At 70.0% G+C, this 24333-nt stretch carries 25 protein-coding genes and 1 pseudogene; 15 read left to right on the top strand and 11 right to left on the bottom strand.

Going from position 1 to position 24333, the window contains the following annotated elements:
- The first annotated feature begins 47 nt into the window (after nt 1-47).
- A complete protein-coding gene (locus tag ACIBGM_RS01780; RefSeq protein WP_396384159.1) occupies nt 48-764 on the top strand; it encodes an alanyl-tRNA editing protein in 717 nt (238 codons plus the stop codon).
- 42 nt (nt 765-806) lie between these two features.
- A complete protein-coding gene (locus ACIBGM_RS01775) occupies nt 807-2165 on the top strand; it encodes an FAD-binding oxidoreductase (protein WP_396384158.1) in 1359 nt (452 codons plus the stop codon).
- On the opposite strand, the gene ACIBGM_RS01770 is transcribed toward ACIBGM_RS01775, so the two are convergent.
- Nucleotides 2166-3014 (bottom strand): NAD-dependent epimerase/dehydratase family protein, encoded by an 849-nt coding sequence (locus tag ACIBGM_RS01770; RefSeq protein ID WP_396384157.1) that lies wholly within the window; start codon nt 3012-3014, stop codon nt 2166-2168.
- 109 nt (nt 3015-3123) lie between these two features.
- Between ACIBGM_RS01770 and ACIBGM_RS01765 the strand changes: the two genes are divergently transcribed.
- On the top strand, nt 3124-4263 hold the full coding sequence (locus ACIBGM_RS01765; protein WP_360515493.1) for a pyridoxal phosphate-dependent aminotransferase: 1140 nt from the start codon (nt 3124-3126) through the stop codon (nt 4261-4263).
- On the opposite strand, the gene ACIBGM_RS01760 is transcribed toward ACIBGM_RS01765, so the two are convergent.
- Nucleotides 4260-5603: a sulfatase-like hydrolase/transferase gene (locus ACIBGM_RS01760; protein WP_396384156.1), complete on the bottom strand. Its 1344-nt coding sequence runs from the start codon at nt 5601-5603 to the stop codon at nt 4260-4262. The genes ACIBGM_RS01765 and ACIBGM_RS01760 overlap by 4 nt on opposite strands.
- Before the next feature lie 70 nt (nt 5604-5673).
- Here ACIBGM_RS01760 and ACIBGM_RS01755 point away from each other — a divergent pair, with 70 nt between their 5' ends.
- Together ACIBGM_RS01755 and ACIBGM_RS01750 are read left to right on the top strand one after the other, a co-directional pair.
- Nucleotides 5674-6627: an MBL fold metallo-hydrolase gene (locus ACIBGM_RS01755; RefSeq protein ID WP_360515487.1), complete on the top strand. Its 954-nt coding sequence runs from the start codon at nt 5674-5676 to the stop codon at nt 6625-6627.
- Complete coding sequence (locus tag ACIBGM_RS01750; RefSeq protein ID WP_396384155.1) at nt 6620-8143, top strand: FAD-dependent monooxygenase; 1524 nt, start codon at nt 6620-6622, stop codon at nt 8141-8143. The genes ACIBGM_RS01755 and ACIBGM_RS01750 overlap by 8 nt, the downstream gene beginning before the upstream one ends.
- Here ACIBGM_RS01750 and ACIBGM_RS01745 read toward each other — a convergent pair.
- The 4 genes from ACIBGM_RS01745 to ACIBGM_RS01730 are packed head-to-tail and all read right to left on the bottom strand — an operon-like array spanning nt 8130 to nt 11950.
- Entirely contained in the window at nt 8130-9263 is a 1134-nt protein-coding gene (locus ACIBGM_RS01745; protein WP_396384154.1) for a DegT/DnrJ/EryC1/StrS family aminotransferase, read from the bottom strand. The two genes, ACIBGM_RS01750 and ACIBGM_RS01745, sit on opposite strands and share 14 nt — an antisense overlap.
- Nucleotides 9260-10015 carry an amidohydrolase family protein gene (locus ACIBGM_RS01740; protein ID WP_396384153.1) on the bottom strand — a complete coding sequence of 252 codons (756 nt, stop codon included), beginning with the start codon at nt 10013-10015 and terminating at the stop codon, nt 9260-9262. Before ACIBGM_RS01740 ends, ACIBGM_RS01745 begins: the two co-directional genes overlap by 4 nt.
- On the bottom strand, nt 10012-10692 hold the full coding sequence (locus tag ACIBGM_RS01735; protein ID WP_396384152.1) for an amidohydrolase family protein: 681 nt from the start codon (nt 10690-10692) through the stop codon (nt 10012-10014). Before ACIBGM_RS01735 ends, ACIBGM_RS01740 begins: the two co-directional genes overlap by 4 nt.
- A gap of 1 nt (nt 10693) precedes the next feature.
- Nucleotides 10694-11950, bottom strand: a complete 1257-nt coding sequence (locus tag ACIBGM_RS01730) for an ABC transporter substrate-binding protein (protein WP_396384151.1) — start codon at nt 11948-11950, stop codon at nt 10694-10696.
- An 85-nt stretch (nt 11951-12035) separates the two neighbouring features.
- Here ACIBGM_RS01730 and ACIBGM_RS01725 point away from each other — a divergent pair, with 85 nt between their 5' ends.
- Nucleotides 12036-12494 (top strand): GNAT family N-acetyltransferase, encoded by a 459-nt coding sequence (locus tag ACIBGM_RS01725; protein ID WP_360515469.1) that lies wholly within the window; start codon nt 12036-12038, stop codon nt 12492-12494.
- Here ACIBGM_RS01725 and ACIBGM_RS01720 read toward each other — a convergent pair.
- A complete protein-coding gene (locus ACIBGM_RS01720; RefSeq protein WP_360515466.1) occupies nt 12475-12846 on the bottom strand; it encodes a DUF5997 family protein in 372 nt (123 codons plus the stop codon). The two genes, ACIBGM_RS01725 and ACIBGM_RS01720, sit on opposite strands and share 20 nt — an antisense overlap.
- Nucleotides 12847-12885: 39 nt before the next feature.
- Between ACIBGM_RS01720 and ACIBGM_RS01715 the strand changes: the two genes are divergently transcribed.
- Together ACIBGM_RS01715 and ACIBGM_RS01710 are read left to right on the top strand one after the other, a co-directional pair.
- Complete coding sequence (locus tag ACIBGM_RS01715) at nt 12886-13602, top strand: LysR substrate-binding domain-containing protein (protein ID WP_360515463.1); 717 nt, start codon at nt 12886-12888, stop codon at nt 13600-13602.
- A 31-nt stretch (nt 13603-13633) separates the two neighbouring features.
- On the top strand, nt 13634-14179 hold the full coding sequence (locus ACIBGM_RS01710; RefSeq protein WP_396384150.1) for a VOC family protein: 546 nt from the start codon (nt 13634-13636) through the stop codon (nt 14177-14179).
- 1 nt (nt 14180) lies between these two features.
- On the opposite strand, the gene ACIBGM_RS01705 is transcribed toward ACIBGM_RS01710, so the two are convergent.
- Complete coding sequence (locus ACIBGM_RS01705) at nt 14181-16193, bottom strand: GMC oxidoreductase (protein WP_396384149.1); 2013 nt, start codon at nt 16191-16193, stop codon at nt 14181-14183.
- Nucleotides 16194-16205: 12 nt separating this feature from the next.
- On the opposite strand from ACIBGM_RS01705, the pseudogene ACIBGM_RS01700 reads away from it, so the two are divergent.
- The 3 genes and pseudogenes from ACIBGM_RS01700 to ACIBGM_RS01690 form a co-directional block, all read left to right on the top strand.
- Nucleotides 16206-16568, top strand: a pseudogene (locus ACIBGM_RS01700) (SDR family NAD(P)-dependent oxidoreductase); the annotation flags it as partial.
- Nucleotides 16474-16704: an SDR family oxidoreductase gene (locus tag ACIBGM_RS01695; protein WP_360516042.1), complete on the top strand. Its 231-nt coding sequence runs from the start codon at nt 16474-16476 to the stop codon at nt 16702-16704. The pseudogene ACIBGM_RS01700 and the gene ACIBGM_RS01695, both read left to right, overlap by 95 nt.
- A gap of 46 nt (nt 16705-16750) precedes the next feature.
- Nucleotides 16751-17845 carry an aldo/keto reductase gene (locus tag ACIBGM_RS01690; RefSeq protein WP_396384148.1) on the top strand — a complete coding sequence of 365 codons (1095 nt, stop codon included), beginning with the start codon at nt 16751-16753 and terminating at the stop codon, nt 17843-17845.
- On the opposite strand, the gene ACIBGM_RS01685 is transcribed toward ACIBGM_RS01690, so the two are convergent.
- Entirely contained in the window at nt 17832-18404 is a 573-nt protein-coding gene (locus ACIBGM_RS01685) for a TetR/AcrR family transcriptional regulator (protein ID WP_396384147.1), read from the bottom strand. The genes ACIBGM_RS01690 and ACIBGM_RS01685 overlap by 14 nt on opposite strands.
- A gap of 116 nt (nt 18405-18520) precedes the next feature.
- Between ACIBGM_RS01685 and ACIBGM_RS01680 the strand changes: the two genes are divergently transcribed.
- Nucleotides 18521-19480 (top strand): TIGR03885 family FMN-dependent LLM class oxidoreductase, encoded by a 960-nt coding sequence (locus ACIBGM_RS01680; protein WP_396384146.1) that lies wholly within the window; start codon nt 18521-18523, stop codon nt 19478-19480.
- On the opposite strand, the gene ACIBGM_RS01675 is transcribed toward ACIBGM_RS01680, so the two are convergent.
- Entirely contained in the window at nt 19477-20631 is a 1155-nt protein-coding gene (locus ACIBGM_RS01675) for an alkaline phosphatase PhoX (protein ID WP_396384145.1), read from the bottom strand. The two genes, ACIBGM_RS01680 and ACIBGM_RS01675, sit on opposite strands and share 4 nt — an antisense overlap.
- A gap of 148 nt (nt 20632-20779) precedes the next feature.
- On the opposite strand from ACIBGM_RS01675, the gene ACIBGM_RS01670 reads away from it, so the two are divergent.
- From ACIBGM_RS01670 to ACIBGM_RS01660, 3 genes are read left to right on the top strand one after another with little or no spacing between them, the layout of a single operon-like run.
- Nucleotides 20780-21298, top strand: a complete 519-nt coding sequence (locus ACIBGM_RS01670; protein ID WP_360515442.1) for a PadR family transcriptional regulator — start codon at nt 20780-20782, stop codon at nt 21296-21298.
- Nucleotides 21295-22020: an ABC transporter ATP-binding protein gene (locus tag ACIBGM_RS01665; protein WP_396384144.1), complete on the top strand. Its 726-nt coding sequence runs from the start codon at nt 21295-21297 to the stop codon at nt 22018-22020. Before ACIBGM_RS01670 ends, ACIBGM_RS01665 begins: the two co-directional genes overlap by 4 nt.
- Complete coding sequence (locus ACIBGM_RS01660) at nt 22017-23765, top strand: ABC transporter permease (RefSeq protein WP_396384143.1); 1749 nt, start codon at nt 22017-22019, stop codon at nt 23763-23765. Before ACIBGM_RS01665 ends, ACIBGM_RS01660 begins: the two co-directional genes overlap by 4 nt.
- 3 nt (nt 23766-23768) lie before the next feature.
- On the opposite strand, the gene cpt is transcribed toward ACIBGM_RS01660, so the two are convergent.
- Complete coding sequence (gene cpt / locus ACIBGM_RS01655; protein ID WP_396384142.1) at nt 23769-24299, bottom strand: chloramphenicol phosphotransferase CPT; 531 nt, start codon at nt 24297-24299, stop codon at nt 23769-23771.
- Nucleotides 24300-24333: the final 34 nt, after the last annotated feature.

Raw genomic sequence — 24333 nt, 5'->3', positions numbered from 1 at the left:
GCCACGGCTGGGGTCAACCGCTCGCACTGCGTTGCTACATTCGGCGGATGGGCACCCATCGGCTTGACCTGGACGACGCGACGCTGCGGGAGTGGGACGCGGTCGTCGTCGGCGTCGACCCGGACCGCGGCATCGTGCTCGACCGGTCCGCGTTCTACCCCGGAGGCGGTGGCCAGCCGCCGGACCACGGTGTGCTGCTGTGGGGCGGGGTGCGGACCCGCGTGCTCGGCACGGTGAAGGGTGACGACCAGTACCTGGTGCTGCACGAGGAGGATCCGGCGCCGCCGGTCGGCACCGCCGTCCGCGGTGCGCTCGACGACGAACGCCGTACCGACCTGATGCGGACGCACTCCGGCCTGCACGTGCTGACCGGGGTGGTCTTCCGCGACTTCGGCGCGCTCGTCACCGGCGGGAACATGGAGCCGCTGACGGCCCGGATGGACTTCGACCTGGCCGAGGTGCCGCCGGACTTCAAGGACCGGGTGGCGGAGGCGGTCAACGCCGAGTTCCGCACCGACCGCCGGATCACCGTGGCGAACCTGCCGCGGGACGAGGCGTTCGCGATCCCGGACATCATCCGGACCGCCACCAACCTGCTGCCGCCGGACATCGAGGTGGTCCGGATCGTCGACATCGAAGGGCTCGACACCCAGGCCGACGGCGGCACGCACGTCGCCTCCACCGCGATGATCGGCCGGATGGAGGTCGTCAAGATGGAGAGCAAGGGCCGCGGCTTCCGCCGTCTCCGCGTCCGCATCGTCTGACCCCCTCGGGGACAAGACTGCGAACCGGAGAGGGGAGAACGCATGACCGACATGGTGGAGAGACTCCGGGGTGTGGTCGAAGGGCCTGTGCTGGCGCCGGAGGATGACGGGTACGCGCAAGAGGTCACCGGGTTCAACCTGGCTGCGCAGCACAGTCCTGAGGTTGCCGTAGGAGTCACGTCGGAGGCCGATGCGGTGGCGGCGGTGCGCGCCGCGGCCGAGGCCGGCAAGCCGGTGCGCGTGCTCGCGACCGGTCACGGGTCGCCGGTGCCGATCACCGACGGGGTCCTGATCAACACGTCACGCCTGACCGGTGTCACGGTCGATGCAGACGCCAAGTTGGCGCACATTGCGGCCGGCAGCCGGTGGGCCGACGTGATCGCGGCCGCGGGTGAGCACGGGCTGGCGCCGGTCATCGGCGCGTCCGACGCCGTCGGCTGCATCGGCTACACGCTCGGCGGTGGCGTCGGACCGCTGTCGCGCACGTACGGCTTCTCGTCCGACTGGGCGCGCAGCTTCCGGGTGGTCACCGCCGACAGCGAGGCCGTGACGGCGAGCGCGACCGAGCACCCTGACCTGTTCTGGGCGCTGCGCGGCGGCAAGGGCGGTCTGGGCCTGGTCACCGCGATGGACTTCGCGCTGGTCGAGCTCAGCACCCTGTACGGCGGTTCGGTCTTCTTCGACGCCGACGACATCGCCGCCGTGTTCGGCGCCTGGGCCGCGTGGACCAAGACGCTGCCCGCGACCGCGAACACCTCGGTCGTGGTCCTCCGGCTGCCGCCGCTCGAGGTCATCCCGGAACCGCTGCGCGGCAAGACGGTCCTCAGCGTCCGGTTCGCCTTCGTCGGCGACCCGGCCGAGGGCGAGCGCCTGTTCCAGCCGATCCGGGCTGCCGGTACGGCGATCATCGACGGCGTCGGCGAGATGCCGGCCACCGACATCGCGCTCATCCACAACGACCCGAAGGACCCGACCCCGGCGTTCGACCGCGGCCTGGTGCTGACCGACGTCGACCCCGGGTTCGTCTCGGCCTTCCTCGACGCGGTCGGTCCGCAGCAGCAGCTGCCGCTGATCGCGCTCGAGATCCGGTGCCTGGGCGGCGCGATGAGCCGCGACGTGCCGGAAGGCAGCGCGGCCGGCGGGCGGAGCAGCGCCTACAGCCTGGTGCTGATCGGCGTGCCCGACCCGAGCCTGTTCGAGACGGTGCTGCCAGGGGTCGTGGACGGAGTGCTGGCTGGCCTGCGCGACTGGATCGCGACCGAGGCGATCGTCAACTTCGACGCCGCCTTCTCGTTCCCCGGGTCGTACGAGGCGTGCTGGCCGGCGGACACGTTCGCCCGGCTGGCCGAGGTGCGCGCGACGTACGACCCGGACAAGGTGTTCCCGTTCGGACCGGCCTAGTCAGTCTCGCCAGGAGTGCTGGGGGTCGTAGCCGAGGAGCTTGCGGGCCTTGTCGATGGACAGCAGGGTCTCGTTCGGGCCGAACGGCCGCTTCACCGGCACGCCGGGGAAGACCTCGGCCAGGAGCTCCTCGTTCGGTCGCGTCATCACCGTGTCCGCGTTTGCGATGATGAACACGTCCGTGCCGGTGACGTCGTACTCGAGGGCCTTGCGGACCGCCTGGGCGCCGTCGCGGGCGTCGATGTAGCCCCAGAGGTTCCACTTGCGTGACCGGGCGTCGGCGTCGAACGAGGGGAACTCGGCGTAGTCCTCCGGGTACATCACGTTGGAGAACCGCAGGCCGATCAGCTTGAGGTCCGGGTGCCACCGGACCAGCTGGCGGGCCAGCTCCTCCTCCAGCGTCTTCACGAGCGAGTACGTGCTGTTCGGCCGCGGCGCGTACTCCTCGTCCACCGGCACGTACGGCGGGAACTCGTCGAACGGCAGTCCGAGCACGGTCTCACTCGACGCCCACACGATGTTGCGCACGCCGGCCCGTAACGCCGCCGAGAACACGTTGTAGGTGGCGACCATGTTGTTCTCGAACGTGGCCGCGTTCGGCCGCAGCCCCGGCGCCGGGATCGCGGCCAGGTGCACCACCGCGTCGACACCGTCGTGCCGGTCGTCGATCCCGGCGAGCGCCTCGTAGGTCTGGCCGAAATCGGTCAGGTCGACCCGCGTCGACGTCACCCCGGACCGCGCCGGCGGCGCCTGGTCCAGGGCGACCACGTCCCACCCGTTGTCCACCAGGTGGTCGACGACCGCGCGACCGAGCTTGCCGCTGCTTCCGGTGACCGCTACCCGTGCCATGCGCACTCCTTCTCGAGCTGTTGGTCCCGATGATTGCACCGGCGGCAATCGGTTTCAGCGCGAGGCCAAGGGGTGGACTAGGCTCAGGGTTGTGAAACTAGCTGGGCGGATGGAACGTCTTGGAACCGAGTCTGCCTTCGAGGTGCTGGCCAAGGCCAAGGCGCTCGAGGCGAGCGGCCGGGAGATCGTGCACCTCGAGATCGGCGAGCCGGACTTCGACACTCCGGCCCACGTCGCGGCCGCCGCGCAACAGGCGATCGACAAGGGCCACACCCACTACGTGCCCGCCCCCGGGATCCCCGAGCTGCGGACCGCGGTGGCGGACTTCCTGGAGCGCACCGGCCGGCTGACCACCACGCCCGACCGGGTGCTGGTCACGCCCGGCGCCAAGCCGATCATGTTCTTCGCGATCCTGGCGCTGTGCGAGGAGGGCGACGAGGTCCTCTACCCGGACCCGGGCTTCCCGATGTACGCCTCCATCGCGTCGTTCGCCGGCGCGAAGCCGGTCCCGGTGCCGCTGCGCGAGGAGAACGGGTTCGTCATCGACCCCGAGGAGCTCGCGTCGCTGGTCACCGACCGGACCAAGCTGCTGATCCTGAACTCCCCGCACAACCCGTGCGGCAGCGCCTCGACGCCCGAGCAGCTCGAGGCGATCGCCGAGATCGCGATCCGGCACGACCTGGTGGTGCTCAGCGACGAGGTCTACTGGGCGCTGCGGTACGACGGCGATCACCACAGCGTCCTCGACCTCGAGGGCATGGCGGATCGGACGATCCTGCTCGACGGCTGGTCGAAGACGTTCGCGATGACCGGCTGGCGGCTCGGCTTCGGTGTGTTCCCGCGGCCGCTGGTCGAGCCGATCACCCGGCTGGTGATCAACTCGGTCTCGTGTACGTCGGCCTTCAGCCAGCACGCCGCGATCGCCGCCCTCGAAGGTCCGTGGGACGACGTCGACACCATGCTGGAGGCGTTCCGGGAGCGCCGCGAGGTGATCGTCTCGGGCCTGAACGCCGTACCGGGTGTTTCGTGTGTCGAGCCGGGTGGCGCGTTCTACGCCTTCCCGAACATCACCGAGCTCGGCCAGTCCGCGGCGACGCTCGCCGACCGGTTGCTGGAGGAGGCCGGAGTGGCCTGCCTCCCGGGGACGGCGTTCGGCGTGTACGGCGAGGGCCACCTGCGGTTCTCGTACGCGAACTCGATCGAGAACATCCAGCGGGCGCTGGCCGCCTTCAAGGACCTGACGTCCTAGAGATCCGCCTCGCCCGGTTCGAGGTCCAGCTGGCCGGAGTCGCGCTCGGGGCTGAGATCGATCGTCGGCGCTGGTTCGCCGGCGTCGACCATCCGCCGAACCAGGCGTTCCCGCAGGCGCGTGGCGACGTGGGCGTGTGAGCGGTAGCCGATCAGGTTGTCGAGCTCGTACGGGTCGGCCATCAGATCGAACAGGTAGGTCTCGACGTAGCGGTCGGCGCCGGGTGCCGCGGGATCACAGTCCGGGGCGACAACGCCGTACTTCCACCGCTGCGTGCGCACCGCGCGGGCCGTCTCCGACTCGCTGACCTGGACGAACACGTCGACACCCCACTCCGTCCGTCGGTCGTGCAGCAGCGGTACGGCGGACCTGCCCTGCATCTCCTTAGGCACCGGAAGCCCGGCGGCGTCGAGCAGCGTCGGCGGCAGGTCGACGTGGCTGAGCAACTGAGTCACCTGTCCTCCCCCGGTGAAGATGCCGCCGGTGGCCACGGTCGGCACCCGGATCGAGGCGTCGTGCACCGAGCGCTTGTACTCGGAGTTGCGCGTCTTGAAGTGGTTCCCGTGGTCGGAGGTGAACAGCACGATCGTGTCGTCCCGCAAGCCGAGGCTGGTGAGCGCGTCGAGCAACCGCCCGTACGCGTCGTCGATCCGCTTGACCATCCCGTAGTACCCGGGAAGTTGCCGGTACGACGTCCCGCCGAGCGTCGCCAGGTCCGGCGGCGTCCACGCCCCGCGGTACGCCTCCTCGTAGCCCTCCGGGGCCGGGTAGTCGTCGCGGCGGTTCTGGTGATGCGGTTCGAGCAACGACAGGAACAGGAAGAAGGGGCGGTCCTTCGGCTGGGCGACGTACCGGATGGCGGCATCGGTCAGGGCGTCGACGCGGTACCCGGGCAGCTTCACCTGCGCGCCGGCGCCGTCGTACACGATGGTGTTGTAGGAGTCCGACGTGTGCTCGAGCGCGTTCGCGGCCAACCAGTGCTCGTATCCCCCACGCTGCTCCGGCCGGACCGGTCCACGCGACGACGAGTCGCCCAGGTGCCACTTCCCGACGTACGCCGTTTCGTAGCCCGCGGCACCGAAATGGTGTGCCAGCGTCCTGGCGTCCTCCGGCAACGCGATGCCGTTGCGGTGCGGCCCCGCAGTCGTCGGGTAGAGCCCGGTCTGCAACGTCGCCCGCGCCGGAGTACACAAGGGCTGATTCGTGAACGAGTTGGCGAAGTGCGTCCCCGCCCGCCCCACCCGATCCAGGTTCGGCGTCAGGCCCACCGGATTCCCGTGCAGACCACTCGTGTCCCACCGCTGCTGATCGGTCAGAAAGACAACGACATTCGGACTCATGACGTCGATCCTTTACCGGGATCGCTGTAGGTGTCACGGTGTGTGGCAGGAATCGGTCGTGGAGGTCGAGATGAAGTCGTTTGCGTCCTCGGGGGACCTGGCTGCGAAGACGGAGACGCTCGAGGTGCTGGCCGAGGGGGTGTATGCCCTGACGGCCGAGGGTGATCCGAACGTCGGTGCGATCGAGGGCGAGGACTTCGTGGTCGCGTTCGAGGCGCGGGCGACCCCGGTGGCGGCGCGAGAGTGGCTGGACAAGCTGCGGGAGCACACCACGAAGCCGGTGCGGTACCTGGTGCTCAGCCACTATCACGCGGTCCGGGTGCTCGGCGCGTCCGCGTTCGAGGCCGACGTGATCATCACGCACGACAACACCCGCAAGCTCATCGCCGAACGCGGCCGGGAGGACTGGGACAGCGAGTTCGGGCGGATGCCGCGGCTGTTCAAGGAGCCGTCCTCGATCCCCGGCCTGACCTGGCCGGACGTGACGTTCTCCGACCAGCTGACCATCGACCTCGGCGGCCAGCGTGGTGAGCTCGTCCTGCAGTACTGCGGTCGCGGCCACACCGCCGGCGACATCGTCGCGTGGTTGCCGAAGCAGCGCGTGCTGTTCGCAGGCGACCTGGTAGAGGCACAGGCCGCGCTCTACACCGGCGACGCGTTCCACACCGATTGGTCGACCGGGACGCTCGACCGGGTGAAGGCGTTCGAGGCCGAGGCGTTGGTCGGCGGACGGGGCGCCGTACCGCGGGGACGCGAGGCGGTCGATGCCGCGATCGAGCAGACCCGGCACTTCCTGGTCGTGCTGCGGGAGACGGTCGGCGCGGTGCATTCGCGGGGTGGGTCGGTGGCCGAGGCGTTCCAGGACGCGCATGCTGCCTTGGCGCCGCAGTACGGTCATTGGCCGATCTTCGAGCACTGCCTGCCGTTCGACGTACAACGGTTGTGGGACGAGCTGGACGGCATCGACTGGCCGCGGATCTGGACCGCGGAACGCGACCGCGAGGTGTGGGACAGCCTTGTATGACGGCACGCCGGTCGCGGTGATCGGCAATGGACCGGTCGGCCAGACCACCGCGTTGCTGCTGGCCCGCTGGGGTCTCCGGGTGATCCTGCTCGACCAGCGGCCCGGTCGCGAGGCCGTCGGCTCGAAGTCGATCTGCCAGCAGCGCGACGTCCTCGACATCTGGTGCTCGGTCGGCGCGGACCGGATCGTCCACGAAGGCCTGGCCTGGACCACCGCCCGGACGTTCTACCGCGACCGCGAGCTGTTCTCCTGGTCCTTCGCGGATCCGGGCCGCTCGGCGCTGCCGGCCTGCGTGAACATCTCCCAGAGCCGCACCGAGGAGATCCTCGACGAGTGCATCGCCGCCCAGCCGCTGATCGACGTCCGGTGGAACCACGAGGTCACCGGGATCGCCCAGGACAGCTCAGGTGTGACGCTCACGTGCGGCTCCGACGAGCTCCAGGTTGCGTACGCCGTCCTGTGCGCCGGAGCGAAGGCGGAGTCGCTGCGGCGGCAACTCGGCGTGACGTTCGCCGGTGAGAGCTTCGACGACCGGTTCCTGATCTGCGACCTGCGGGCCGACCTGCCGGGCTGGGAGACCGAACGGCGGTTCTACTTCGACCCGGTCTGGAACCCCGATCGCCAGGTCCTCATCCATCCGTGCCCGGACTCGACGTACCGGATCGACTGGCAGGTGCCCGAGGACTTCGACGCGGACGCCGAGCGCGTCGACGGGCGGCTGGACGCGCGGATCCGGATGATCCTCGGCGACCGCCCGTACGAGCTCGTCTGGCAGTCGGTGTACCGGTTCCAGTCCCGGTGCGCGGACCGGATGCGGGTCGGGCGGGTGCTCCTCGCCGGGGACTGCGCCCACCTGTACGCGCCGTTCGGCGCCCGCGGCCTGAACTCAGGCGTCCCGGACGCCGAGAACGCGGCCTGGAAGCTGGCGTTCGTCCTGCACGGCTGGGCGCCCGAGACACTCCTCGAGACCTACCACGACGAGCGGCACGCGGCTGCCTTGGAGAACCTCGAGATCACCAGCGCCACCATGCGCTTCCTCGCGCCGCCGGACAAGGCGCACTGGACCCGGCGGCGCGCCCTCCTCGACGCCGCGCTCGCCGATCCGGCCAAGGTCGCGGATGTCGACTCCGGCCGCTTCGCCGAACCCTTCTGGTACGTCGACTCGCCGCTGACCACCCCGGATCCGACCCGCCCGTTCCCCGGCCGCCCACCCCGCGGCCAACTGCCCACACCCGGTCCCGGCATCATCATCCCCGACACGCCCGTCCCCGGCGGCCGCCTGCGTGAACTGGTCCGCGACGGCTTGTTGCTGCTGACAACCACTGGGTCAAGCAGGTTGGAGACGTCCGCTCCCCACCGCGTGCTCAGCCTGACCGAGCTGGGCCTTGATGCTTCCGTTCTCGGCGCACGTCCAGGTGAGTCCTGGCTGATCCGGCCGGATGGTCATGTCGCCGCCGTACTGACGGATTCCCAGTCCATTCCAACTGCGGTGCACCGCGTACTCACCGGCTCTTGAAGGCCCGCTCCACCTTGGCGGCCGCGGTGACGATGTCTGCGAGCGCCTCCTCGTCCGCCATCAACAGGCTCTGCCGGATCCACACGATCGAGTCCTCGGCCGCCTCGGCGACCGGACACGGCTTCAGCTCGGTGTAGGCGCTGAGCGCGGCCTCCCGCGACAGCGAGCGATACCCCAGGTCCAGCGGCACCCCCTCGGCCGTCATCGCCTCGACGAAGTCGGCCTTGCTGCAGTTCGCGCCGTACCGCAGCAGTGCGAGATGGTGACTGCTCCGGGTCGTGCCTTCGGGTTCCGGAAGGATGTCCAGATGCTGCCCGAGAAACGCGACCGCGCGCTGCCGGGTCGCGACCTGCTCGTCGAGGGTGGCGAGCTGCGGCAGGAGTACGGCGGCCTGGAACTCGGTCATCCGTAGGTTCCATCCGACGTCAGGATGCTCGTACCAGCCACCATCGAGTCGGCGTCCGACGTTGTGGAACGCCCACAGCCGCCGGTACACCTCCTCGTCCGCCGTGACGATCAGCCCACCCTCGCCGGCCGTCATCGCCTTGCTGGACTGAAAGCTGAAGCACGCCGCATCGCCCGCCGTGCCCACCGGCCGGCCGTGCCACCTCGCGCCGTGCGCCTGCGCGGCATCCTCGACGATCGGTACGCCGTACTGCCTGAGCGCCTCCACATCCGCCGGGGCGCCGGCCAGGTGGACGGGCATGATCGCCTTGGTCCGCGGGCCGATCAGGGGCCCGACCGCATCGGGGTCCAGGTGCAGCGTGTCCGGCGTGATGTCGGCGATCACCGGCCGGGCGCCGGCGAGCACGACGGCGGTCGCGCTGGCCACGAACGTGTACGCGGGAACGATCACCTCGTCGTCCCGGCCGACTCCGAGTGCACGCAGGGCCAGGAAGAGTGCCACGGTCCCGTTGACGACGCTCACGCCGTACGGGGCACCGACCGACCGTGCGAACGCCTCGGTGAACTCATTGACCTTCGTCCCCGAGGTCGCTCCCCAGGCGCCGCTGTCGAGGACCTCAAGGAGCAGTTCGCGTTGCACCTTCGTCGCCGGAGGCGGCCAGCTCGGCCAGGGCGTACGTCGTACCGGCGTGCCGCCGTGCAGAGCGAGCGTCATCGCGATCCCTCCAGGAGCCGTGTCATGGTGCCGGACAGCAGTTGGTCGCGATCGGCGGGCGTGATCGGCGCGAGCAGCACCCGGCCCAGACCGACGCGCAGGTCGAGGAACAACGCGTCGGAGCCGAACACCATCCGATCCGCGCCGACGGCGTCGACCAGCCAGGCCACGTGCCGCGCGGTCAACCGGGAGCTGCAGATCTCGAGCGTGACGTTCGGGTGCTGCATCGCGACCTCAGCGGCCGCGGGCAGGCCGGCCGGGAACAAGCCGGCATGACCCATCAGCAGCTGGACCGATGGATAGCGCGGGGCAACGTTCGCGAACCGCTCCGGGCTGCACCACGGAGAGCCGTTCATGCCGTGCGAGAGCACGATGCGACCGTGCTCAGCGGCGAGCTCGAACGCGGGCGCATACCCGGGTCCGTCCAGCTCGTGCTGATGGGTGTCTGGGTGCAGCTTCAGCCCGATCACGCCAGGTCGCGCGAGCAGGTCGGCCGTCCGCTCCGGCGCTTCGGGGTCGTGCGGGTCGTAGACGGCGTACCCGAGGAAGCGGCCGGGATGCTTCGCGAGCTCGTCCAGCAGCAGCGCGTTGCCGGCCCGGGAGTCCGGCCCGATCGCGAGCAGGTGCGACACGCACATGGTGTCGACCCCGCAGCTGTCCATCACCCGGAGCAGGCTCTCGGTCGAGCTGTCCGCGATCGCGAACGCGAACCAGCCGCCGAGATGCCCGTGAGCGTCGATGATCCCGGTCATCCGAGCAGGTCCATGACGTTGCCCCCGGCAATCAGCTCGACGTCCGCGGCCGGCAACTCGAGGTGGTCGAGCTGGAACCGCGGCCCGGCGTCGTCCGTCTCGGGGGCTCCGGTGCCGAACAGCACGCGGTGCGCGCCGTACCGGTTGGCCATCCACTCGACCTGCAGATGCCCGCACAGACTCGCTGTGTCGACCCTGAGCTGCGCGTGCGCGTCCATCAGGTCGGCAAGCTCTCGCAGCGCCCGATACCCCGTGTTGATCAGCACGATCCGCAGCGCTGGGGCCGCAGTCGCCAGCCGATGGATCTCGGCTGCCGACGCCGACTCCCACCCGAGCAGGACCGTGATGTTGCGCTCGGCAAGCTCCCGCGCCATCGCGAGCCCCTGCGGCCCGGCCGGCGCGAACCGGTGCTCGCCCGGACACATCCGCACGATCCGCGCAGCCGGCACCGCCGTCCCCAACGGCCCGGGTACGACGACCGGCACGCTGGTCAACCGTGGATGCCCGGGTACGACGACCGCCGCGACCGGGTCGTAGTGGAGTGCGTGCGAGTGGACGACACAGGCGGCGTCGATCGCCAACCGGTCGAGCTCGGCGACCAGCCCGGCGACGTCCCTGCTCGGCACGTCGCCCACCGGCACCGGCCCGAGGATCCGGTTGACGTCGACGACTCTCATGTCACCGCTGTCTGGACAGCAGGTCGTCGGCCTGCTTCGCCGCGTCGTCCAGCGCCTGTTGCGGTGTCTTCTTGCCGGTCAGCACGGCCTGGATCTCGACCGCGAGCAACGCCATCACCTGCCGGGCGGCCGGGTTCACCTCACCGTGGAAGGCGAACTGCAGGGCCTCCTCGAACTTCTTCGACTGCTCGTCCGAGGCCGGCACCGGCGCGTCGGTCCGCGGTGACAGGTAGTTGGACGCCGTACCGAGGCTGACCACCTGCTTCGGCTGGGTCATGAAGCTCAGGAAATTCTCGGCGCCCTCGATGTTCTTCGAGCCGGCGTTCACCGCGAGCCCGCCGGGCAGGCCGAACCCGACCCGCTTCTTGTTCTGCAGCGGTACACCGACGATCACGTTGGCCGCGCCCCAGCTGGAGCTCACCGTCTTGGCGTCGATCAGGGTGTTGGTGAAGCCCATCGCCACCTGCTGCTTGCCGAGCGCCTGGTCGGCGACCACGTTGGCGTTGGTCAGGCTGCTCTTCGGGATCCCGCCGGTGTCGTACAGGCCCTTGAGGAAGGTGAGCGCCTCGACACCGGGCGCCTGGTTGAACGCGACCTTCTTGCCGTCCGCGGCGAACACCGAGCCGCCGGCCTGCCAGAGCAGCGGGTAGAAGCTCAGGTTCAGCGAGGTCTCCGGCGAGGCCGAGTAGTCCAGCGTCGCGACACCGGCCTGCTTGAGCTTCGGCGCGGCCGCCTTGATCTCGTCCCAGGTCTCCGGCGGCTTCGCGATCCCGGCCTTGTCGAGCAGCGTCTTGTTGTAGAGCGTGGTGGTGACCGTGTGGTAGATCGGCGCGCCGTACAGCTTGCCGTCGACGGTCAGCGCCTCCAGGGCTCCCGGCAGGAACTTCGCCTTGTCCGCCTCGAGCACCTTGTCGACCGGCTCCAGCGAACCGGTCTTCACGAACTGCGGGATCTGGTCCGGCCCGAGCAGCAGCACGTCCGGGCCCTTGCCGCCGGAGAACGCGGTGGCCAGCTTCTGGTCCCGGTTCGCCCATGGCTGGTGCTCGACGGTCAGGTCGACGTCGGTGTTCGCCGCCTCGAAGTCCTTCTCCACCTGCGACCAGTAGGCCACGGCCGCCTTCTCGTCGGCGATCACCGGATACATCCAGACGGTGACCGGCTTCGCCGCGTCGCCCTCCCCCGACCCACCACCACAGGCACTCAGCCCGGCCGCTACAACGGCCGCAGCGAGCGGCAACCCCAGACGCTTGACCTTCATCGGGCCTCCTTTACGGTCAGGACCGAAAATACAGCCCAGGCCCCCGCGCGCGTCAACCACTCAGCAGCATTGAGATACTTCGGCGGTGGAGACGACGTGGACGCTGCGGGCCGCCGAGGCCGGGGATGTCGACGTGATCGCCGAACTGCGCGCGGAGGTGATGCGGCCGGACCTCGAGCGCCTGGGCCGGTACGACGAGCACCGCGTCCGGCAGCGGCTGCGGGACGCGTTCGCCCCGGAGCACACCTCGGTGATCGTGGCCGACGGCACCTTTGCGGGGTGCGTCGCCGTGCGCCCGGCCGAGGACGGACGCTGGCTGGAGCACTTCTACCTCGCCCCCGGCCACCAGGGCCGCGGCCTCGGATCAGCCGTGCTCCGCAGCCTGCTCGAGCGGACCGACGCCGACGGCGTGCCGGTCCGGCTCAACGTCCTGCAGGGCAGCCCGGCGCAGCGCCTGTACGAACGCCACGGGTTCACCGTCGAGGACGAGGACCCGATCGACGTCTACATGGTCCGCGAACCCGCTACTGCTCGCGTTCCTTGAGCCGGGCGGCTTCCTTGCGCACCTCGGCCTGAGTGTCGCGCTCATGCTGGAGCCAGTCGGGGTTCTCCGCCTTCAGCTCTTCGATCTGGTCAGTGGTGAGCGCCTCGGTGATGCCTGCCCGTGCCAGGCCGCTGATAGAGACGCCCAACTTCGCGGCGACCACCGAGCGCGGGTGCGGGCCGTTGCGGCGGAGGTCCCGCAGCCACTCGGGCGGGTCGGTCTGCAGCGCGTTCAGCTCGTCGCGAGAGACAACGCCCTCCTGGAAGTCCGCCGGAGTGGCCTGAAGGTAAACCCCCAGCTTCTTCGCCGCAGTCGCGGGCTTCATGGTCTGAGAGGTCTTACGCGCCGTCATGGCAGCAAGGGTAGCGATCACAACCGGTAACCTGTGCAGGTGACCGGCCCCCAGACGTCGTTCAGGCTCGGGTATGTCCCGGGGGTGACGCCCGCGAAGTGGGCGCGGATCTGGCAGGAGCGCTCGCGCGGCATCCCGCTCGACCTCGTCCAGGTCGCGAACGCCGAGGCCGTCGCACTGGTCCGCAGCCGCGAGCTCGACGCCGCGTTGCTGCGCCTGCCGATCGACCGGGCCGGGCTGCACGCCATCCCCTTGTACGTCGAGACCACGGTCGTCGTGGTCCCGAAGGATCACGTGGTCACGGCGGTCGAAGAGGCGACCGTCGAGGACCTGGCGGACGAGCTGATGCTGCACCCGCAGGACGACGTACTGGACTGGGCGGGTCCGCCTGGTCGGGTGATCGACGTACGGCCGGGGACGACCGCGGAGGCGATTGAGCTGGTCGCGGCGGGGACTGGGCTGGTCGTCGTACCGCAGTCGGTGGCGCGGTTGCACCATCGGCGGGACCTCACGTACCGGCCGCTGCTGGGCGTGCCGGAGTCCGGGGTGGCGTTGGCGTGGCCGGAGGACGAGACGACCGAGCTGATGGAGCAGTTCATCGGCATCGTCCGCGGCCGGACCGTCAACAGCAGCCGGGCAGCCGCCCAGAAGTCATCCGACAAGCCGGCCAGGAAGTCCACCGAGAGGTCGACGAAGAAGTCGGCGAAGAAGGCCGCGCAGCAACCGGCACGGCGGCGCGGCCGGCCCCGCCGCTAGCATTCGGTTGAGCATTCAACTATCATCGTTGATGACCGATGATGACAAGGAGTGCGTGATGGCGATCTTCCGGTTGAACCACGCGGTGCTGTACGTGCGCGACCTGGCCGAGAGCGTCGCCTTCTACCGCGATGTCCTCGGCTTCGGCTACACCGAGACCGGGGACGCGTTCCGCGGCGCGGCGTTCCTGCGCGCGCCGGGCTCGACCAACGACCACGACCTCGGGCTGTTCGAGCTCGGCTCCCAGGCGGCACCGTCCGGCGCCGGGCGGACCACGGTCGGGCTCTACCACCTCGCCTGGGAGGTGGACACGCTCGGCGACCTCGAGGACCTGGCGACCACGCTGTCGGAGGCCGGCGCACTGGTCGGCGCCTCGGACCACGGGACCACGAAGTCGCTGTACGGCAAGGACCCGAACGGGCTGGAGTTCGAGGTCGTCTGGATCATCCCGGCGGACCTGCTCACCGACGAGGACAAGCAGAAGGCCGGCGTCGGCCGCCTGGACCTGGCCGCCGAGGTGGCCAAGTACGGCCGCGACGCCCGCAGCGGCGTCGGCATCTCCCGCGTCCTCGGCTGACTCAGGTCACGATCCCCGCAGCGATCCGGAGCGAGTTGGCGAGGACGGTCAACACGGGATTCACGCCACCGTTGGTCACATGGGTCGATGCGTCCGCGATCCACACGTTGCCGTGCCCCCAGACTCGACCGTGGGGGTCGGTGACCGAGCGCGCCGCATCGTCACCCATCCGGCAGCTACCGGCCTGATGCTGACCGGCACTCGCCTGCTGCGTGCTCCCGATCCCGCCGACCGCAGTACGCACAGCACCCGCCTCCACCAGCCACTGCCGAGCCTTCTCGCTCATGAACTCGTACGCCCGGATGTCCTCCGGATGAATCGACCCGCTGAGCACGACGATCGGATTCCCGAACCGGTCGACGACGCTGCGATCCACCCGCACCCGGGATCCCGCTGACGTGACCTCCTGGATCGGCCCGACCACCCGCATCATCCGGCGGACCTCACGCCGCATCGCCTGCTTGCCGGCCGCCCCGGCCTGCGGGATCAGGCCGGCCGCGGTCAGGTAGTCGTACGTCGCCGCCGGCGTCGGCACGAACTCGTTGGCCAGCATCCCGCCACCCACGATCCCGTCGTTGCCATGCCGGAAGTCGCAGGTCGCGATCGACACCCCGGGCCCGACCAGATCAACGACCTCGTCGTCGAACAGCCCGACCGCCCCGGCGTACACGTGCGCCTGCAGATACCGGCCAACCTGATCCTGGTTGTTGCCAAGCCCATTCGGCTCGCGATCGTGCGAGCTGTTGAGCAGCAACCGCGGCGTCTCAGTCGCACCCGCAGCGACGACGACCTCGGCGCACTCGACCGTACGGCGCCACACCCGACCGTCGTCGTACCCGGCCAAGGCAACTCCGACCACGCGACCAGCCGCAGAAGTGACCAACCGCTCGGCCGTCGCCTCAGTCACCAACGTGCACCGGCCAGTCGCCAACGCGGCCGGCAGCGCGGTGTTGTGCGTTCCGCTCTTCGCCTCGACCGGGCACGCGAAGCCGACACACTGCCCGCACCGCACGCAGCCCGCCCGCCCTTGGTAGTCGACCGAGTTGATCAGCAGCGGTACGTCGAGCGTCCCCCAACCGAGCCGATCAGCCGCAGCCGCCAACCGCTGCGCCGGGGCAGTCCGCGGCATCGCCGGCATCGGCAACGGGATCGACCGCGGATCGTGCCACGGGTCCACTCCCCCGCCGCTCACTCCGAACCGCTGCTCGGCGAGGCTGTAGTACGGCTCCAGGTCGTCGTACGTGATCGGCCAGTCCGCCAGACCGCTGCCGTCCGGAACCCCGTAACTGCTGGCCATCGTGAAGTCGCGCTGGACGAATCGCCACGCCTGCGCGCCGTACACCCGGGTCCCACCGCCGACGGTGAAGGCGTTGTTCCCCCACCCAGGATCGGGCGGCAGGACAGTACGACGTACGCCGTCGACGACCGAGATCCGCGGCCGCCCGGCCGGGTCGGGGTCCGTCGGAGCGGGGAGGGCGGACCACGAGCGTGGGTTGCGGAGGTGGTCGTGGGTCAGCGACTCGGTCGACGGGTAGCGGCCGGCCTCGACGACGAGCACCGACCGGCCGGACTCGGCGAGTACCTGAGCCGCGGCCCCGCCGCCCGCGCCCGAGCCGATGACGATCGCGTCGTACCGGTCCTGCAGCTGGTTCCAAGGAGTGGTCGTCAGCTCGGTCTGGACGATCGGCACGGCAGCGGACTCCCAGCCGACCATCGTCCAGGCGGCCGATTGGTTGCCGGAGGCATCATCGCTCGCGTAGTACCCCTGTGCCACCAGGCGGACGAGCCAGGCCGCGTCCTCGTCGGCCAGCAGCGCGTCGAGGTCCGGCGCCTCCCCCGCGATCTCCAACGCACGCTCGACCCGCGGCCGCCAGTCCGGGCGATCCGCGGCCAGCACGCGCTCGACGAACGCGACCGCACCGGCGTCGGCCGCCGAGGGGAACTCGTCCGCCGGAACAGCCACCTCGGCCAACTGTCCGAGCACGATCCGCTGCCACTCCGAGAGCTCACTCATCCGCTCCACCCTATGCGGGCGGCCATGTTCGAACTGACCGGTCTCACCGCGGTTGTCACGGGTTCGAGCCGCGGCATCGGACTCGCCATCGCCCAAGCTCTGCACAGCCAGGGCGCCGCCGTACTGATCAACGGCTACGCCCCCGGGGAGACCGCGGAAGCCCTTGAGTTACTGCGGGCCGAGTCCCCGGACCGGGTGGCGGCGCTGGCCGGCGACGTCAGCGACGCGGACCTCGCGCAAGGCCTCGTTGACGAAGTGATCCGGGCGTTCGGTCGCCTGGATCACGTGGTGTGCAACGCCGGCATCGACATCATCAAGCCCGCGGTCGACTACACCCCGGACGAGTGGGACCGCATCCTCGCAGTCAACCTCCGCGGCGCCTTCACCCCGCTGGGGCGCCGGGCCAACGGTCGACGAGATCGCCGCGCCGTACGTCTTCCTCGCGTCTCCGGCAGCCGCCTACGTCACCGGTGCCGTTCTCCCGGTCGACGGCGGCTACACCGCGACCTGAACTTTTGTACTTGTGGGTCCATTTTTGCCGAGCCACCATGCAAGGCATGGCACTTGATCAGTACTACCTACTCGGCCGGTCCGGGCTGCGCGTCAGCCGGCTGGCGCTGGGCACGATGAACTTCGGCACCGGCGGGTTCCACGCGCCGTACGGGAAGACCGAGGCCGAGGCGCGCGCCATCTTCCGCCGGTACGTCGAGGCCGGCGGGAACTTCATCGACCCGGCCGACTTCTACACCGCGGGTGAGAGCGAGACGATCCTCGGCACGCTCGTCGAGGAGGCGGGGCTCCGGGACCGGATGGTGCTCACCAGCAAGTTCACCAACAGCGTCGACCCCGGCGACCCGAACGCGGGCGGCAACGGCCGCAAGCACATGATCCGCGCGGTCGAGGCCTCCCTGCGCCGGCTCCGCACCGACTACCTGGACCTGTTCCTGCTGCACACCTGGGACCGGATCACTCCGGTCGAGGAAATGCTGCGCACGTTCGACGACCTCACCAGCGCCGGCCAGATCCGGTACGCCGGGCTGTCCGACGTACCGGCCTGGTACGCCGCCCGCGCACAGACGCTCGCGGATGCGCACGGACTGACCCCGATGGTCAGCCTGCAACTGCCGTACTCGCTGGTCGAGCGGACGATCGAGACCGAGCACGTCGCAGCCGGCCAGACGCTCGGGCTCGGGATCACGGCGTGGAGCCCACTCGGCAGCGGCTTCCTCACTGGGAAGTACCGCCGCGACGACCAGGGCCTCGCGGGTGACGGTCGGCTGACCGGCGACGGCGCAACGGGCCGGACGTGGACGGATCGGCACTGGCAGCTGCTGAAGACCGTCGAGACGGTTGCGGACAAGCTCGGGGTGACGATGGCGCAGGTCGCGCTCAACTGGGTTGCCACCCAGCCCGGCGTCGCGTCGGCGATCGTGGGCGCGAGCAGTCCGGAGCAACTCGACAGCAGCCTGGCCGCTCTCGACTTCGAACTCCCGGCGGAACTGCGGGCGGTCCTTGACGAGGCAAGCGCCGTACCGCGGGAATCGGTGTACCGGATGTTCACGCCGGAGTACCAGGGCTGGCTGGTCAGCCCGGGCGCGAAGGTCGCCGACAAGCCTGCCGGCTACCACCCGCCGGTCGTCAACTGGAGCTGACGCGCAAGTAGTCGAGGCAGAGGTCCAGCGCGTACTCGAGGTGCTTGGACGAGCCGGACGACATCAGGATGACGACCCCGCCCTGGATCGCGGCGATCAACGCAGCCGCGGCCCGGTCGGGGTCGATGTCCGCGCGGATCTCGCCGGCTGCCTGCATGTCCTCGATGCCCGCCCGGACCCGCCGCTGCCACTGCGCGAGCAGCTTGCCGGTGACCGCCTGCGCGGCCGGGGTGTGCCGCCCGATCTCGGTGATCAACACCCCGAGCGGGCAGTTCACCCCTTGCCGCCGGTACTTCTCGACGACGACGTCCCGCCAGTCGTCCCAGGCCGCCCAGGAGTCCAACTGCCCAAGCTGCGGCTCCTGATCCTCGAGGACTCGCTCGGCCTCACGCTCGGCCACTGCCAGCAACAACTGCTCCTTGCCGTCCGGGAAGTAATGGAACAGCTGGCTCTTCCCCGTCCCACTCCGCCGCCCGACATCATCGAGCGTCACCCCCGAGATCCCCCGCTCCCGAATCTCCGCAGCCGCCGCCTCGACGATCCGCCCTCGTGTAGCCATCCCTTTAGCCGTCAGCACACACCAACTGTACTGCGTGGTCCAATCAGCCCGGAGTGCGTTTCGGTGCAGCGGGACCAGGGCACCGGCAGGCGGATCGAGAATCCGGAGGTTTCTGCATGCCCGTCGTCGGATGGCACGCGTCGCACGAGCAGATCGCGCCCAGTCAGTTGCTGCGAGACATCCAGTCCGCCGAGCAGGCCGGCTTCCAGGCCGCGTGGTCCTCCGACCACTTCACCCCGTGGAGCCGGCGCCAGGGCGAGTCAGGGTTCGCACTGTCGTGGCTCGGCGCGGCCATGGCGACGACCTCGATTCCGGTCGGAGTCGTCAGTACGCCGGGACAGCGCTACCACCCCGCGATCGTCGCGCAGGCGCTGGCAACGTTGGCCGAGATGTTCCCGGGCCGACTGTCGGCCGGGTTCGGCAGCGGCGAGTTCCTGAACGAGCACATCACCGGACAACCCTGGCCGCACAAAGACATCCGCAACGCCCGGCTCAGAGAGTCCGTCGACGTGATCCGCGCGCTGCTCACCGGCGAGGAGGTCACTCACCACGGGTTGGTCGAGGTCGACCGCGCGCGGTTGTGGACGCTGCCCGAGCAACAGCCGCGGATGCTCGCGCTCGCCGTCAGCGAGGCGACCGCACGATGGGCCGCCGAGTGGGCCGACGGCCTGGTGACGATCTGGCAGCCACCAGGCCTCCTGAAGCGGATCGTGGCCGCGTTCCGGGAGAACGGCGGCGAGGACAAGCCGCTGGCGGTGCAGATGCACGTGAGCTGGGCGCCCGACGAGGAACGGGCGCTGGAGATCGCCTTCGACCAGTGGCGGTCCAACGTGTTCGAGGCGCCGCTGTGCTGGAACCTCGCGACCGCGGAGGAGTTCGACCTGGCGGCGAAGTACGTCGAGCCTGAGGACATGTACCGCAGCGTGGTGATCTCCTCGGAGGCCGAGCGATTCATCGGCTGCATCCGTGAGGCGGCAGACCTCGGTTTCGACGAGGTCTACCTCCATCACGTCGGCCAGGAGCAGCAGCCGTTCATCGAGGCCTTCGGCCGGCGGGTGCTGCCCGAGCTGATCTAGAGACTGGTGCGGAACGGGCCGGTCACCTCGTAGGTGATGCCGCCGCTGCTGGATCCGCTGGTCCCGCGCTGCGACGAGAAGTAGAGCCGGTTGCCGGCCGGGTTGAACGCGACCCCGCAAAGCTCGGAGCCGGACTGGCCGGTCACCCGCAGGAACGGCGCAACGATGTCGTTCGGCGTGATGATGCAGATCTCCATGTTGCCGCCGTCCTCGGCGACGTACAGGTCGCCGACGGTCGCGCCGGTGATGTTGTCGACGCCGGTCAGCGGCGGGTTGCTGGTCAGGCTGTCGTCGTACGCGATCGCGATCGTGTTGTTGACCGCGTCGTAGGCCCACACGCGGTTGTCGCCCTTGGTGGTGAAGAAGCAGGTGCCGTTGCGGTAGTAGCAGCCCTCGCCGCCGTTGAAGACCTTCATCCCGGAGACCTGCTTGCGGGTCCGGGTCGGGCTGCCGTCCGGGTCGGGGATGTTCACCCAGGACAGGGCACCACCGGACTCCCGCAGCACCTGCAGGGTGCCCGACGACAGATTGCCCCAGGTCGCCGGGACGAACCGGTAGAAGCCGCCGTCCGACACGTCCTCGGTCAGGTAGATCACGCGCCGGTCCGTGTCCACCGCGGCTGCTTCGTGGGAGAACCGGCCGAGAGCTGGACGTCGTACGGCGGCCGTCGCGCCGGTCGGGTCGGTCTCCCAGATGTAGCCGAGGTCGTTCTCCTCGCCGGACAGCCAGGTGCCCCACGGCGTCGCGCCACCGGAGCAGTTCCGCGTCGTACCGGACAGGATGCGGTAGGCGCCGGTGATCGAGCCGCTGCTGTTGAACCGCAGTGCGCTCGCGCCACCGCTGCCGCTGCTCAGCTCCGAGTTGGACACGTAGATCCAGCCGCTGCCGTTCGGGAAGCACGCTCCACCGTCGGGAGCGCCGTGCCAGGTGTAGCCGGTGCCGGACACGGTCTGCGTCGACCGCGCGAGCACCCGGCTGGTGAAGCCTTGCGGAAGCATGATGCCGTTCGAGTCGGCGGCCCGGAGGCCGCCGTACGGGCTGGGGCCGGTCTGGGCCGGGAAGGCGAGCGCCTCCGGCGCCACGCTGAACCCGAAGGCCACTGATGTCGACGTGCCGATCACTGCCGCGCGAAGAAAGGTACGACGGTCCATGACTGCTCCTCACAACGTAGGGCGGTTCTGTTGTGACGCACAGTCAACCGGAGCCGACGTGAACTCCGCCCCGGCTACCCCGTGAACCCGAAGGCACGGAACGGCGACCGATTGACGGATAGATAGCGGGTATATATTCTCGCTATCTATGCGGTCGTTGTTCCTTGCGCTGCTTGCCGACGAGAGCCGGCACGGCTACGAGATCAAGCAGGCCCTCGAGCAGGAGTTCGGGGAGACCCTGCCCGCGCTGAACGCCGGCCAGATCTACTCGACCCTGGCGCGGCTGGAGCGCGACGGCCTGGTCGTCGGCGAGAGCGTCGAGGGCGACAGCCGGCGCAAGCGGGTCTACGAGCTCACCGAGGCCGGGCGGGCGGCGCTGGCGGACTGGATCGAGACGCCGGTGCCGGGCACCCGGCTGAAGGACGAGTTCTTCATGAAGCTGGTGATCCTCGCGTCGGCCGGGCTGGCCGATCCGAAGGCGCTGATCGCCGGCCAGCGGCGGGAGTACCTGCAGTCGTTGCGGGACCTGGACGCGATGCTGGCAGCCGACGGCGCGCGGCCCGCCGCGGAACTGCTGGCCGAGGGTGCGGTCCTGCACCTGAAGGCCGATCTGGAGTGGCTCGACCTGATCGAGGAGCGGCTGCCGATGCGGGAGGGGTCAGCGTGACACAGGTGCTCGAGGCGCGCGGCCTCGCCAAGACCTATGACACCGGCGACACGAAGGTGCTCGCCGTCCGCGGTGTCGACCTGACCGTCGACCGCGGTGAGTTCGTCGCGATCATGGGACCGAGCGGCTGCGGGAAGTCGACGCTGCTCAACCTGCTCGCGGGACTCGACCGGGTGACGTCCGGCGAGGTGTGGCTGGGCGGCCGGCGGATCGACCAGTTGAGCGAGACCGCGCTGGCGCGGCTGCGCCGGGACCGGATCGGGTTCGTGTTCCAGTTCTTCAACCTGATGCCGACCTTGTCCGCGATCGAGAACGTCGAGCTGCCGCTGCTGCTGGTCGGCCGTCGCCGCAGCGAGGCCAGGGAGACGGCGGCCGAACTGCTGACCGACCTCGGCCTCGCCGACAAGTACGACGCCGCGCCCTCGCAGCTGTCCGGCGGTCAGCAGCAGCGCGTCGCGCTCGCCCGCGCGCTGGCGAACACCCCGGATATCCTGCTCGGCGACGAGCCGACCGGAAACCTCGACTCCGCGGCCGCCCGCGAGGTGCTCGGCCTGCTGCGCGCCGCCCGCAACCGCGGCCAGACCCTGCTGCTCGTCACCCACGACGCTCGAGTCGCCGCGGCAGCCGACCGGGTGATCACCTTGCGGGACGGGCTGGTGTTCGACGACACCGAACTGCAGGCGGCGCGACCCGTGACCCTACCGTTCGACGGCCCGCGATGACCGGCACTTTGATCAGGCTCGCCTTCGCCGGGATTCGGTCCCGGCTGCTGGCGAGCGCGCTCACGGTCCTGCTCTGCAGCGCCGCGGCCGCGACGATCGTGCTCGCCCTGGAGGTCGGCGCGACCGCGCGCGATCCGTGGCAGCGCACGTTCGACGCAGCCAACGGCGCCCACATCTTCGCGAACGTGGCATCGGCAGAGGACGCACGCCGGATCGCGAACCTCCCCGGCGTCGCCGAGCGCGACGACCCCGTGCCGAACACCAACACCGCCTTGATCGGCCGAGAAGACCGGTTGCAACTGGCAGCCCTCGCCTCACCACCGCAGGTCGGCAAACCGGTCCCGATCGACGGTTCGACCCAACCCGGCAACGGGATCGTCCTGGAACGCAGCTTCGCCGACGCGCTCGGCCTCGGAGTCGGTACGACGATCAGCCTGGCAACACCGGACGGCTCCATCGACCTCCGCGTCGTCGGTACGGCGGTCTCCCCCGCCCAACCGCGCTACCCGCGCCGCAATCCCGGCCTGGCCTGGATCACACCCGCCACCCTCGAGCTGATCCAGCCAGACAGCTCGCGCTGGCGCTGGACCGAGGCCGTCCGGCTCACCGACCCGGCCGCCGCAGCCGCCTTCGCCGAACGCGCCGCCGCGACCGCACCACCTGGCACGACCTCGTTCGAGACCTGGCAGGACCAACGCGACAGTGCGCTTCAGGACGCAGCGCCGACCCGGCTCGTGCTGACGACCTACACGATCGTCTTGCTGGCTGTGGTTTTCGCGGTCGTGGCGATCCTGGTCGCGGCCCGGGCGAGTGCACAGCATCGCGAGATCGGTCTGCTGAAAGCCATCGGTGTCACGCCTCGTCAGGTGACGGTGGTGTTCGCCCTGGAGTCCGCTGCGCTCGGCCTGCTCGCGGTCGCGATCGGCTTTGCGGTCGGCGTCGTACTCGCGCCTCAGCTGGCCGCGTCCAGTGGGGCGACCATGTTGGGATCGCCAACGATCGCGGCGAGTCCCTGGCATCTGCTGGTCGCGGCTCTCCCGGTGCTGATCGTGCTGATCGGCAGCGCGAGTTCGTCGACCCGGCGGAGCACGCGATTCAGCACGCTGCATGCGATCCAGGCCGGTGCGCCGGTGCCCGCCGGCCGATCTCGCCTCGCCCGGCTGACCAGTCGGCTGGCTCTCCCGGTCCCGCTCTCGCTCGGCCTCAAGGACCTGCTGACCAGACGCCATCGGGCCGTTCGCTTGGCGGTTGCGATCGCGGTGACCGGGTCGGCGGTCGTCTTCGCGCTGTCGATGGAGGCGAGCCTTCAGGCCCGTACGCCGGGCACGGTCAGCGACGTCCCGCGTGAGCTCCCGGTCCTCGTCTACACGCTGGACGCCGTACTCCTCCTGATCACCGCGACCACGCTGGTCGCGGTCGCACTCCTGTCCGTGCGCGAGCGCGTCCGCGACTACGGCGTACTCAAGACCATCGGCCTCACACCCCGCCAGATCGCCGGCAGCCTGATCAGCGCCCACACCGCCGTGGCCGTGCTCGCTGCGATCGTGTCGATCCCCATCGGCATCGCCCTGTACGTCGTCGTCTACGCCATCGCCGGCGGCAGCCCGGCCGACCGAGTCATCGCGCCCTGGTGGTGGCTGGCTCTCGTCCCGGTCGGAACCGTGCTCCTGGTAGTCCTCGCCACCAGCCTGCCCGCCCGCCTGGCCACCCGAATCCCCGCCGCCGACGCCCTCCGCTACGAGTAGCCGTCAGAGATGGCTGGCGATCGTGCGGGCGCAGTCGAGGGACTCGGTGTGGGTGGTGTCGACTTCCAGGTCGTACTTGACGCCGTCGTGGACGATTTCGGCTTGGAGGGCGGCCATGCCTACCACGCGGTCGCCGCGGGCCAGTTCGCGGCCGGTGGCGACGTCGGCTGAGCAGCGGACGCCGACCCAGAGGACGTCCAGGTCGCCGGCGGCGTCTTTCCAGCGTTGCTGTGAGCCGGCACCGCCGAGGAAGACGTCGTCGACGATCACCCGGGCGCCGGCCCGGCACATCGCGACGATCCCGGCCACCCAGGCCGCGTCGAGCTTCCGGAAGGCCGGGCCGACGGAGACGTCACCGTCCGGCTTGAACTCGATGCCGGCGTCGGAATCCCGCATCGCGGCCGGCAGGGCGTCGACGAAGTCGTCCACGCCGAAGGCCAGCCACGGCTCCGGCAGCACCGCCTGCAGGCACCGCACGATGCCCGTCTTGCCCGAGCTCGACCCGCCGTTCAGCACCACCAGCTGCACAGTCACCGCCCAAGGCTAGACGGGCGGCCGCTCGTCAGCC

It is taken from the genome of Kribbella sp. NPDC050470 (genome assembly GCF_044458365.1).
GTDB lineage: Bacteria > Actinomycetota > Actinomycetes > Propionibacteriales > Kribbellaceae > Kribbella.
This window is presented reverse-complemented; position numbering and strand designations above follow the sequence as displayed.

What these genes read in the sequence shown, in the direction of transcription:
- ACIBGM_RS01780 (WP_396384159.1), top strand. Translation starts at nt 48, where the DNA reads ATGGGCACCCATCGGCTTGACCTGGACGACGCGACGCTGCGGGAGTGG.
- ACIBGM_RS01775 (WP_396384158.1), top strand. Translation starts at nt 807, where the DNA reads ATGACCGACATGGTGGAGAGACTCCGGGGTGTGGTCGAAGGGCCTGTG.
- ACIBGM_RS01770 (WP_396384157.1), bottom strand. Translation starts at nt 3,014, where the DNA reads ATGGCACGGGTAGCGGTCACCGGAAGCAGCGGCAAGCTCGGTCGCGCG.
- ACIBGM_RS01765 (WP_360515493.1), top strand. Translation starts at nt 3,124, where the DNA reads ATGGAACGTCTTGGAACCGAGTCTGCCTTCGAGGTGCTGGCCAAGGCC.
- ACIBGM_RS01760 (WP_396384156.1), bottom strand. Translation starts at nt 5,603, where the DNA reads ATGAGTCCGAATGTCGTTGTCTTTCTGACCGATCAGCAGCGGTGGGAC.
- ACIBGM_RS01755 (WP_360515487.1), top strand. Translation starts at nt 5,674, where the DNA reads ATGAAGTCGTTTGCGTCCTCGGGGGACCTGGCTGCGAAGACGGAGACG.
- ACIBGM_RS01745 (WP_396384154.1), bottom strand. Translation starts at nt 9,263, where the DNA reads ATGACGCTCGCTCTGCACGGCGGCACGCCGGTACGACGTACGCCCTGG.
- ACIBGM_RS01740 (WP_396384153.1), bottom strand. Translation starts at nt 10,015, where the DNA reads ATGACCGGGATCATCGACGCTCACGGGCATCTCGGCGGCTGGTTCGCG.
- ACIBGM_RS01735 (WP_396384152.1), bottom strand. Translation starts at nt 10,692, where the DNA reads ATGAGAGTCGTCGACGTCAACCGGATCCTCGGGCCGGTGCCGGTGGGC.
- ACIBGM_RS01730 (WP_396384151.1), bottom strand. Translation starts at nt 11,950, where the DNA reads ATGAAGGTCAAGCGTCTGGGGTTGCCGCTCGCTGCGGCCGTTGTAGCG.
- ACIBGM_RS01720 (WP_360515466.1), bottom strand. Translation starts at nt 12,846, where the DNA reads ATGACGGCGCGTAAGACCTCTCAGACCATGAAGCCCGCGACTGCGGCG.
- ACIBGM_RS01710 (WP_396384150.1), top strand. Translation starts at nt 13,634, where the DNA reads ATGACCGATGATGACAAGGAGTGCGTGATGGCGATCTTCCGGTTGAAC.
- ACIBGM_RS01705 (WP_396384149.1), bottom strand. Translation starts at nt 16,193, where the DNA reads ATGAGTGAGCTCTCGGAGTGGCAGCGGATCGTGCTCGGACAGTTGGCC.
- ACIBGM_RS01690 (WP_396384148.1), top strand. Translation starts at nt 16,751, where the DNA reads ATGGCACTTGATCAGTACTACCTACTCGGCCGGTCCGGGCTGCGCGTC.
- ACIBGM_RS01685 (WP_396384147.1), bottom strand. Translation starts at nt 18,404, where the DNA reads ATGGCTACACGAGGGCGGATCGTCGAGGCGGCGGCTGCGGAGATTCGG.
- ACIBGM_RS01680 (WP_396384146.1), top strand. Translation starts at nt 18,521, where the DNA reads ATGCCCGTCGTCGGATGGCACGCGTCGCACGAGCAGATCGCGCCCAGT.
- ACIBGM_RS01675 (WP_396384145.1), bottom strand. Translation starts at nt 20,631, where the DNA reads ATGGACCGTCGTACCTTTCTTCGCGCGGCAGTGATCGGCACGTCGACA.
- ACIBGM_RS01670 (WP_360515442.1), top strand. Translation starts at nt 20,780, where the DNA reads ATGCGGTCGTTGTTCCTTGCGCTGCTTGCCGACGAGAGCCGGCACGGC.
- ACIBGM_RS01660 (WP_396384143.1), top strand. Translation starts at nt 22,017, where the DNA reads ATGACCGGCACTTTGATCAGGCTCGCCTTCGCCGGGATTCGGTCCCGG.